7 protein-coding genes are annotated in these 10,796 nt (G+C 26.7%); 4 read left to right on the forward strand and 3 right to left on the reverse strand.

Translation table 11 applies throughout. The features are described 5' to 3' along the window. Nucleotides 1-5 precede the first annotated feature (5 nt). The 3 genes from ACFIJ5_RS05865 to ACFIJ5_RS05875 all read right to left on the reverse strand — a co-directional run bounded on the left by ACFIJ5_RS05865 (nucleotide 6) and on the right by ACFIJ5_RS05875 (nucleotide 4,556). Nucleotides 6-2,030 (reverse strand): urocanate hydratase, encoded by a 2,025-nt coding sequence (locus ACFIJ5_RS05865; RefSeq protein ID WP_379804939.1) that lies wholly within the window; start codon nucleotides 2,028-2,030, stop codon nucleotides 6-8. Nucleotides 2,031-2,232: 202 nt separating this feature from the next. Beyond that, nucleotides 2,233-3,069 carry a YjjW family glycine radical enzyme activase gene (locus tag ACFIJ5_RS05870; RefSeq protein ID WP_379804942.1) on the reverse strand — a complete coding sequence of 279 codons (837 nt, stop codon included), beginning with the start codon at nucleotides 3,067-3,069 and terminating at the stop codon, nucleotides 2,233-2,235. Next, nucleotides 3,066-4,556, reverse strand: coding sequence for a YjjI family glycine radical enzyme (locus ACFIJ5_RS05875; RefSeq protein WP_379804945.1), 1,491 nt, complete (start codon nucleotides 4,554-4,556; stop codon nucleotides 3,066-3,068). Before ACFIJ5_RS05875 ends, ACFIJ5_RS05870 begins: the two co-directional genes overlap by 4 nt. A gap of 316 nt (nucleotides 4,557-4,872) precedes the next feature. Here ACFIJ5_RS05875 and ACFIJ5_RS05880 point away from each other — a divergent pair, with 316 nt between their 5' ends. The 4 genes from ACFIJ5_RS05880 (at nucleotide 4,873) to ACFIJ5_RS05895 (ending at nucleotide 10,709) form a co-directional block, all read left to right on the forward strand. Beyond that, nucleotides 4,873-5,466, forward strand: coding sequence for a GerMN domain-containing protein (locus ACFIJ5_RS05880; RefSeq protein WP_379804948.1), 594 nt, complete (start codon nucleotides 4,873-4,875; stop codon nucleotides 5,464-5,466). Nucleotides 5,467-5,548: 82 nt separating this feature from the next. Next, the gene (locus ACFIJ5_RS05885; RefSeq protein ID WP_379804951.1) at nucleotides 5,549-6,847 is read left to right on the forward strand and encodes a metallophosphoesterase family protein; all 1,299 of its coding nucleotides are present in this window, start codon (nucleotides 5,549-5,551) and stop codon (nucleotides 6,845-6,847) included. After that, complete coding sequence (locus ACFIJ5_RS05890; RefSeq protein ID WP_379804953.1) at nucleotides 6,844-9,657, forward strand: ATP-binding protein; 2,814 nt, start codon at nucleotides 6,844-6,846, stop codon at nucleotides 9,655-9,657. Before ACFIJ5_RS05885 ends, ACFIJ5_RS05890 begins: the two co-directional genes overlap by 4 nt. 587 nt (nucleotides 9,658-10,244) lie before the next feature. After that, the gene (locus tag ACFIJ5_RS05895; RefSeq protein ID WP_379804956.1) at nucleotides 10,245-10,709 is read left to right on the forward strand and encodes an HD domain-containing protein; all 465 of its coding nucleotides are present in this window, start codon (nucleotides 10,245-10,247) and stop codon (nucleotides 10,707-10,709) included. Nucleotides 10,710-10,796: the final 87 nt, after the last annotated feature.

The following is a 10,796-nucleotide window of genomic DNA, read 5'->3' on the forward strand; positions in this document are numbered from 1 at the left end:
GTCAACTATTTCAAACTGTCAGTTACTATTTTATCTACTAAATCAGTATCTGCAATATAAGGAATAGTAATATGGTTTACACCTTTGGTGTCTAAGTTGTATTCTATACTTGTTTCTAGTGCATGCTCATTTCTAGCCCAAGAACGTCTAGCAACTCCACTCATAACATCCCATGCCATTGCAGATTTTATAATATTATCTACTCTGTCACTTCCATCTAAAACTAAGCCGAAGCCTCCATTTACAGCTTTACCAATACCAACACCGCCGCCGTTGTGAAGAGAAACTAAGCTCATACCTCTTGCAGCATTTCCAGCGAAGCATTGTACAGCCATATCAGCAGTGATATTACTTCCATCTTTTATATTTGAAGTTTCTCTAAATGGAGAGTCAGTTCCACTTACATCATGATGGTCACGACCTATCATTACTGGTTCTACTTCACCTTTTCTAACCATATCATTAAATTTAAGGGCAATTTTCATTCTACCTTGTGCGTCTTGATATAAAATTCTAGCTTCAGTACCGACTACTAATTGATTTTTTTCTGCATCTTTTATCCAAATATAGTTGTCTCTATCTTGACCACGTCTATTTGGATCTATACAATCCATAGCAGCTTTATCAGTTTTCATTAAATCTTCATGGTTACGACTTAAACATACCCATCTAAAAGGTCCATAACCATAGTCAAATAACATTGGTCCCATTATATCTTCTACATATGAAGGGAATATGAAGCCATCCTTTTCATCTATACCATTTTTAGATATTTCTTTTACTCCAGCATCATATATAGCTTTCATGAAAGAATTACCATAATCAAAGAAATAAGTACCACGGTCAACTAATGCTTTGATAAATTTAAAGTGTTTAGTTAGACTTTCATCAACTAATTTTCTAAATTTAGTTCTATTAAGTTTTAATAGTTCAGTTCTTTCATCAAAAGTAACGCCTTGTGGACAGTAACCACCATCATATGCAGCATGACAAGAAGTTTGGTCAGATAATAAATCAACTTTTATATTATTATTAACAATATACTCAAGTAAATCTACAATATTACCATGATATGCTATAGAAAGAGATTTCTTAGCTTTTTTAGCTTCATCTACCCATTTAAATATTTCTTCAAAGTTAGAAGAAGCTTTATTTACCCATCCTTGGTCAAGTCTTGTTTTAATTCTAGAATAATCAACTTCAGCTATTATTCCAATACCATTAGCTATTTCTACAGCTTTTGGTTGAGCACCACTCATTCCACCAAGGCCAGAAGAAACGAATAGATGACCTGTTAAATCTCCATCGTGAGGAATACCTAGTTTTAATCTACCAGCATTTAATAATGTGTTAAATGTTCCGTGTACGATACCTTGAGGTCCTATATACATCCAACCTCCAGCTGTCATTTGACCATAGTTAGATACACCTAATTGCATAGCTGTATGCCAGTTTTCTAAATCGTTAAACATTCCTATTAATAAACCATTAGTAAGAATTACTCTAGGTGCTTGAGGGTTAGATTTAAATAAACCAAGAGGGTGTCCAGATTCAACTACAAGAGTTTGATCTTGAGTAAGTTCTTCTAAATATTTTTTTAGTAGTCTATACTGCATCCAGTTTTGACACACTTGACCGGTTTCACCATAAGTAACAAGTTCATAAGGATAAAGTGCAACATCAAAATCTAAATTATTATCTATCATTACTTGAAAAGCTTTACCTTCTACACATTTACTTTTATATTCGCTTATTGATTTACCATAGATTCTTCCTTCAGGACGGAATCTGTAACCATAAATTCTTCCTCTAGTCAAAAGTTCATTCATAAATTCTGGTGCTAACTTTTCATGATATTTTTCAGGTATGTAGCGTAGAGCATTTTTAAGTGCAAGTTTAGCTTTGTCTTTTGTTAAACTAAAACCTCTATCAGGAGCTCTTCTTACGCCTTCAACAAATTTAGGCATCTCTGGTAATTCATCATCTAATTTTATTGTCATAGCATTAGAAATATCTATGTTGTTTAACATATATACCACCTCTTATAAGTTTTTTATTTAAGTTACACAATATATATTCACTATTAATTACCATAATTCCTTCAAATTTTTTAAATTTTTGAAAAATTTTAAATTTTATTAATTTAATTCATTAAAGCGTGAAAATCATAAGCAGTAAATAAAAAAAAGAAGCCAATATTCATGAAATAGTGGCTTCTTTTAACAGATTCACTTAAACTACTACTATATTTTCACATCCATTTTTTAGTGCTATATTCTCTAATTCCTTCATCATGTTATTGGAAGGGGAATAACTATTGATTATATCAGTACGTACTCCTATAGGTCTATATTTTATTAATTTATATATTATATTAGGATTTAAAGAAGCAATTAATTTACTGGTCATATCTACATTATAATAATTATTTAGTACTTCAGGTACAATAACGGTACGCACCTCATAAAGTTTATTAATTTTTGAAAGAAATTTTATATTTTCTAAAACTGTAGAATTAGACATACCTGTTAATTTTTTATGTTCTTTAGAATCATAGGATTTTAAATCTACCATTGCCATATCCATTAAATTTACTAAATCATCTTTTTCATATAATGGAGAAGAACCATTAGTATCTACAAAACAAGTTAAACCTAGTTTTTTAACTTCTTTAAATAAAGAAGTTAAAAATTCACTTTGAAGAGTACATTCTCCACCGGAAACTGTTATTCCAGAAATAAATGGTGTTGCTTTTTTTATTTCTTTTAATATATCAGCTACACTCATATATACAGCTTTAGGAGAACTATTATTTTTACAAACTTTAATGCAATTATCACATTGGATACACAGTTCTTCATTCCATATAACTTTACCATTTGTAAATGATAAAGCGCCTACAGGGCATTCTTGTATACATTGTTTACAATTTATGCATTGAGTTATGGTTTCAGGGTTATGACAGTAAAGACAATTAAAATTACAACCTTGAAGAAAAATAGATGTTCTATTGCCAGGTCCATCTACGCAACTAAAAGGTATAATTTTATTAACTAATGCTTTAGTCATATTTTTCTTACCTTTCTATTTAGTACTTTTTGATTTTTTACAGCTCCTAATCCTAAAGCAACAGTATCACGAAGAACTTGTTCACCTTTATCTAATTTATCTATTTCTGATTTTTTAACAAGATATCCTGTGATTCTAATTACATCAGAATCAGAAGAATATAATGAAAAATATCTCATATTTAAACTGAAAGCTCCTTTTATGATATCTAAAATAGATTTAGGATTTCTTTTAGCTGTACTGTCAAAAGGAAATATATCACCAATTCCAGATGGAAAGAATTTATGAAATTTAGCGCTTTGAATTAAGTGTTCAGGTAGTTCAGGTTCTTCACCAATAGGTATTCTGCAGCCAGGGCTTATGTTTTTATCTGAATCAATTCCTACTTGTGCATGAAGTAAGTATTTATGGTCTGTTTTTTCACAATAAGGAGCTTTATGTTTATTTACTTCTTGTTCTAATTTTTCAATTATTTTTAGTCCTAATTCATTAGCTTTTTCTCCATGACCAAATCTATTTTCTAGCTTATCTGAATTTATAAAATGATTAACACATTCAGCTAATCCAAACATACCAAACATAGCAGTAAAATTATTTCTATCTATTAATTTTTCTTTAGCTAAGAAGTTATTTTCAAAGAATCCACTTTCCTCTACTAAGAATTTAACTCTTTCGTCTATATATTTAGCCATTCTTTCTACTCCATCAGGTAAAACTTTATTTAAAAAGTCTTCTATATCAGTAGTTTCTTTAGCTAAATAAGCTAGGTTTAATCTGCATAAAGTATAACTTCCTCCTCCAGTATATAAACCATTATAACAGCTTACTATATTATAATTCCCATTAAATTCTTTGGAAAACATTTCATGATTTGCAAAACTTGGTTTTGCAGTTACTAAAGCAGTATTGATACAATCTATTGCAAAGTCTTCAGGAGTATTTTTGCTATATTTTACTGTTATATTTGGAATTGATGTTTGTAGTTCTCTTTGAGCTTTTAAAATTATTCTCCCAGCTTTAGTATCTATTGGACCTATATTAGCATGGCAGAAAGAATCTGTAAGAGTTCTATCTATGTGAGTTAAGAATAATTTTATAGCATGGTAAGCTTCTTTTTCATCTTTTATAAAAGGTTCTAATAGAGTATCTATATTTCCTAAAGATACTGGAAAAGAAGTTATTGAAGGTACATGTTTATATAGAATTAATAAATTATTTACTGCTTCCCAAATATCTTTAGGTGGTTGAAGGTTTAAAAATTTGCTTCCATTTTTCATGAATTTTTCATAATCCGGTACTATATATCTAGGTCTATAAGGAGCATGACCTTCGTTTAAATCACAGATTATTCCTTTGTTTATATACTCTTTAGTATCACTAGAAATATTTAATACATTTAAAGTATCTTCTGCAGTTCTTGCAAGAGATAAAACCTTTTGTTCATAGGTTAGAGATTTATCTTTAATAATATTTAAAATATTATCCATAGTTGTTCACTCCATTCTATTATGTAACGCTTTACACATAAAAATAATATAATTTATAGTTCTTAAATATATTTTACAATATATTATTGTGTTTTATCAAATATTTATTATTAAAAAATATTACGAATAGTGGATTAATTAATAGTAAATTTGTGAAAATATTAATAATTTACAACAAAACAGACATAAATACATAATAATTGAATGTAAGCGATAACATAGAACAAAAGTATTAAGAAAAAGAGTAATATATGATATACTGTACATATAATTCTTTGATTTAAATTGCACAGTATATACAAAAGGAGGAAATGTTATGAAAAAACTTATTAGTTTAGTTATGATGAGTATATTGATTTTTACTTTAGTTGGATGTAATAAGAAAAAAGAAGAAGTAACTACTACAAAGAAAAATGTAAAAATTGAAAGCGAAACTACAACAAAAGAAAATGAAAGTGATAATAAAAAAGAAAATGAAAGTGATGACAAAAAACAAAGTGAAGAAAAGAAAAAAGCAGTATTATTCTTTAGTGATGATCAAGCTATGTATTTAGAAAAGGAAGAAATTGAAGTAGAAGAGTTAAATGCAGAAGTTTTAATTAATAAATTGTTAGAAGGACCTAAACAAAAAAATCATTATGCTGTTTTACCAAAAGAAGCTAAAGTATTAAGTGTGAAAGTAAAAGATAATACAGCATATGTGGATTTTGATAAAAGTATAAGTAAAAAGTTGTCTGGAAGCTCAGCAGAAGCAACTATGTTAGTTAATGCTATAGGTGCAACTTTAACATTAAATAAAGATTTGAATATTAAAAATGTACAATTGTTAATAGATGGAAATAAAGATACAGTATTGGGACCTATTGATATTAGTCAACCTATTAAAGTAGATATGTCAATGATAAAATAGAAATTATTGTAAAAGAGTAGAATTAATTCTACTCTTTTTTTGTGATATAATATTTTTATTATTAGTTGAAAGGAGTGAAATAATGACAAGAAAACTCCGATATATACATGCAGCAGACATACACTTAGGAAGTATACCTCATATAAATTATATAGATAATGTGTATAAAGAAGAACTTATAAGAGAAGTAGTATATAAATCTTTTGAAAAGATAATAGATGATGCTATAAAGTATAATGTAGACTTTGTACTAATAAGTGGAGATATATTTGATGGTGATAGTTATTCTATAAAAGCGTATAAGTTTTTTAAAAGCCAATGTGAGAAGTTAGAAAATATAAAATTGTATTTTGTTTGTGGAAATCATGATCCAATGATAAACGAAAAGTATAAGATGGAACTGTCTAATAATGTTTTTACTTTTGAAAGTGATAAGCCTAAAATTTATAATTACGAAAAGGATGGAAAAGTAATTGCTAGAATAATAGGGCAATCCTATAGAGCTAGAAGTGAAAGTAGGAGTATATGGAAGGAATATAATTTACCAAAAGATGAGGTTTTTAATATTGCACTTCTTCATACAAGTATGGATGGAAATAAAAGATATGCACCTTGTACTATAGGTGATTTAAAAACTAAAGAATGTATTAATTATTGGGCACTAGGACATATTCATAAACAACAAATTTTTAAGGATGAAAATCAAGTTATTGCATTTCCAGGTATTCCACAGGGAAGAGATTTTGGAGAATTAGAAAGTGGAGGCTATTATCTAGTAGATATAGTTGATGACAATATAGATGTACAGTTCATAAAAACATCATATCTTGTTTTTAAAAAGATTAAAATTTCAATAGATAAATATAAAGAGAATTTAGTGAATATATCTGATTTAGAAGATTTAATTGAAGATAAAGTTAATACTCTTTTGGAAGAAGATAATGATTTGGTTAAAGTATATGTGATTCAGTGGATTTTAAAAGGTAGAGGAGATATACACAGCATATTAAATGACCAGAGTGAAGAGGATTTAGAAGAATTAATAAAAGAAATAAATAGTAATTTTAATTATGGTAAAATATTAGCTATTACAGATTCTATTTTAGTAAGGACATCAAGAGCTATGTCTCAAATACAAAATTTTGAGGAAAACAATAAGTTTTTTCATGAGATAGATAATATGATACAAAATTATATGAATAATGATGAGTTAAAAGAAGAATTAGTTAAGAATTTAGGGAAAATATGGGATATTAAAAATGATCATGAAAATATAAATGAAGAAAAGTTTTTATTAAATGAAGAGATGTTAACGGATATTGTTAGTGAAGCTAAAAATTTAATAATTGATGAGCTTTTAAAAAAGTTGGTGATTGAATGAGATTAAAATCTATTTATATAAAAGATTTTGGCATATTTCAAAATGCTGAGATAAAAGATATTTCACCAGGATTAATAGTTATTGGTGGTAAAAATAGGGCTGGAAAAACAAGTTTTATGCAAGTTTTAAAACATTTAGGTTATGGTTTTGTAAAAGGTGAAGATATTCCTGAAGCAAAGATAAAATACGATATTATAGGGGATATTGTATTGAATGATGGAAAAGACTGTAGTTTACATATAGAAGGCTATAAAAAGCCTCAAGTAATAATAAAAGACAATGATTTAAAAAGTATATCCTCTTTTGATATTTATAATAATTTGGATTTTTTCACTTATAATCAGTTATTTACAATAAGTTTAAATGAACTAAATCAATTGACAGGTAATAAAGATGAAAAGCTGCAGTCAGTTCTTATGGGGGCAGGATTTAAAGAGATTATATTAATGCCTAAACTAATAGAAAATTTTAAGAAGGAAGCAAGTAAAATAGGAAGAACTCAAGGAAAACCTAATACAGGTGCGTTTAAAGTTTATAATGAGATAATAAAAGATGGTAAAAAAGTTAAAAAAGAATGTCTTAGAGAAGTTGATGAGTATGATTATATAGTTAAAAAATATAGAAAAGTACAAGAAGAATTATGTACTTATGAAGAAGAAATAAAAGATATTCAAGCTGAAATTATTAAATTTGATGTTTTAAAAAATAATTTGGAAGATTATATTGAAGTGAAAAGATTAGAAGAGGAGATAAGAGATTATAATATAGAGAAAAGCTATGATGAAAATTATATACAAAAAGTATTAAAGTTGAAAGATGAGTATGAAAATATATTACAAGAGTATGAGAAAACACTAATAAATTTTAAAAGAGAAGTAAGTAATAATTTGGAGTATAAAGAAAGGTATATTTCAAATAAAAATATAATAAAAGAAGCTTATAAGAAAATGTTTAAGATAGAGGAAAGACTAAAATATTATTTAAATGAAAAAAGTAATTACTTAATTAAAAAAAATGAAATATTAAAGAATATGAAAAGCATAAATGAAAACTGGAAAGATTTTTCAAATATACGAAGTATTAAATATGGAAATATTGATAAAGGAATTTTAAAAGAAAATCTTAATATATATGTTCAATTTAAAAAGAGTAAAGAGGATTTGTTGGAAAAAATTGAAGAATTAAAAAGTAAAAAGAATATAATTGAAAGTAAATTACAAGATGAAAAGTTTGAAAAGCAATTTAAAGGATATAAATTTTATTTTATAATGAGTTTAATTATTATAGTTGTAGGTATATTGGGTTCATTTATAAATAGTACCATTGGTATAATAATTTCTTTAGGTGGATTGAGTAGTGTAGTATCCTATTTTTTATATAACAATAATATTAGAAAAGTAATAGATCAAAATAAAAATGATGTTATTCAACAGTTGGATGAACTAGAAATAAAATATAATACTTTTAATAGTAGATTGTTTAATGTAAATAAGGATATAGGAAATTTAGAAGATAGTTTTGAAGAGTATAATAAGGGATTAAAAATATATAAAGATATACATTATGATTTAATAAAAGAGTATTTAGACAGTGCATTAAATTTTAAAAATACTATAGAAGATATAGAAAAAGAGAATAGAAAATTAACAAGTATAGAAAATATTTTAATAAAGGATCTTATGCATATAGGAGATTTGGTAAAAAAAATAGAAGATATTAAGATTTCTAAAGAGGGAAATTTAAAAGATTATTTTGAAACAGTAAATGATAAAATGGAGAATATAATTTTTAAATTAAACTATGCAGAAGAATTGCAAAAGATTAATATAGTGAAAAGTGAAATAGAGAATAAAATGGTTGAAGTGTTCAATTTATCACATAGAAATGTAGATTTTACACGATATATTGAAGGTGAAATTCAAAAAATTAAAAAGTATAAAGTACTTAAAGATATGAAAAATACAAAAATGCAATTAGAAAGTCGTATTTTACAGATTTTCAAATCAGAAAGAATAAAAGATGCTTTTAATATTAATGAAGATGAGAAAAAAAGTTTTCAAATTTTACAAAGGGCTTATAAAGATATTATTTCTAAAGAAGAAGTGGAACGAGAATATTTTAAATTGTGTGATGAAGAGAATAAAAAACAAAAAATTATAGAAAACTTAAAAGAGGAAAGTCAAGAGCTAAAATACAAAATAAATGAAATGAATACATGTGATAATTTAGAAAAAGCTCAAAAGAGTATTGATAATGCTAGAAAAAGTTTAAAACCACTAGCAGAAAAATATGCAGTTTATTCTGCTTCTGCATTTTTACTTGGAAAAGTTCAAGAAAAGTTATTGAAGGATGTAAAACATAATATTTTTAATAAATCAAGCGAGATATTTAATGAAATAACTAGTGGATCATATACAGACATACTTCCTCCTCAGGATTTAAAAACTTTAGATTTCAAAACTATATGTAGAGATGGACAAGTTAATGATACTGCAAAAGTATTGAGTAGAGGAACAAAGGAACAATTATTTCTTTCAGTAAGGGTTTCTAAAATTAAAGAAATTAAACCATCACTACCAGTTATTTTTGATGATTGTTTTGTTAATTTTGATGTTAATCACATAAGAAATACAGTAGAAGTCTTAAATAAGTTAAGTAAAACTCATCAAGTATTTATATTGACATGTCATCCTTATATGGTGGATTTTATAGAAGCTAGTATAAAGAATACACAGTATTGGAAACTTGAAGAAGGAAAATTTAGTTTATCAAATGGAAGAGGCTTAAGCCAATACTTAATGGGTAACTGAAACACCTTTCAGTCTTTGCCGTAAGGGTGCGCAGCCAGTAAATCTCAACTTTCGCAGGTGAAAAACAGCCGCTACGGGAAATGATATCTTGCTTAGAAGACTTTCACTTCAGTAACAAGTTCTAAGCTTTACTCATATTGAAAAAAGATTTTTTAATTAATATTCCGTAGGAATTAGTAATTAAAAAATAACTTTTTTCAAATTCGTAAAGCTAAGAACTTGTAAACTTTGTTCAAATGTTTCTTACGCAATATATCATTTCCCTTCGCTAAGCAGTATTTTTTTTATTGGGAAAGTTGAATTACTAATTATTTGTTAAAATGGTTTTTACGTAATAGATCATTTATTTACGTTAGCAGTTACTTTTATGTTGTGAAAGTTGAATTGTGAGAAAATAACTTTTTTCAAATTCGTAAGGTTAAGAGCACGTAAATGTCGTTCAAAGATTATTGTTCTTATACAATTTTTATTTACTAGCAAAGAACTAATACTTGTTTAGTTATATACATTATATCAAAACCAATGTTATAATTGGATACAATTGTAAAATGTTCAAGGGATTACTTGTGTTTTAAGGGGGATTAACAATGAACAGAACTGAAATATTAAGAAAGTATATTGATGAAATACTCTTAAATATGACAGATGTTGAAGAACGAAGATGTGCTTATTTGCATTTATATGGAGTTGCTCAATTTTGTGCATTAATTGCACTAAAACGTGGGAAAAATGCTGAACTTGCAACAATGTCGGGTATGCTTCATGACATATATTCGTATGCTAAAATGGACTCAAAAGACCATGCACATAGAGGTGCTATCTTAGCAAGGAAAATATTAGAATCATTACATATAACAAATGCAGATGAGACTAAAATGATTTGTTGTGCTATTTATAATCATAGTGAAAAAGAAATGGTACATTCTGAATTTGATGAAATTTTAAAAGATGCAGATGTTTTTCAGCATTGTTTGTATAATACTACATTTGAAATTAAAGCACATGAAAAAAGCAGATACGAAAAACTTAAACTTGAATTTGGCATTGCATAGAATTAAAACTAAAATTATCAATTGTTGTTGTATTTAAATTTAATATTAACACCTTACTATCAGATGTATAAAATTTGAAGGTAAGGT

It is taken from the genome of Haloimpatiens myeolchijeotgali (assembly GCF_042688525.2).
Lineage (GTDB): Bacteria > Bacillota > Clostridia > Clostridiales > Clostridiaceae > Haloimpatiens.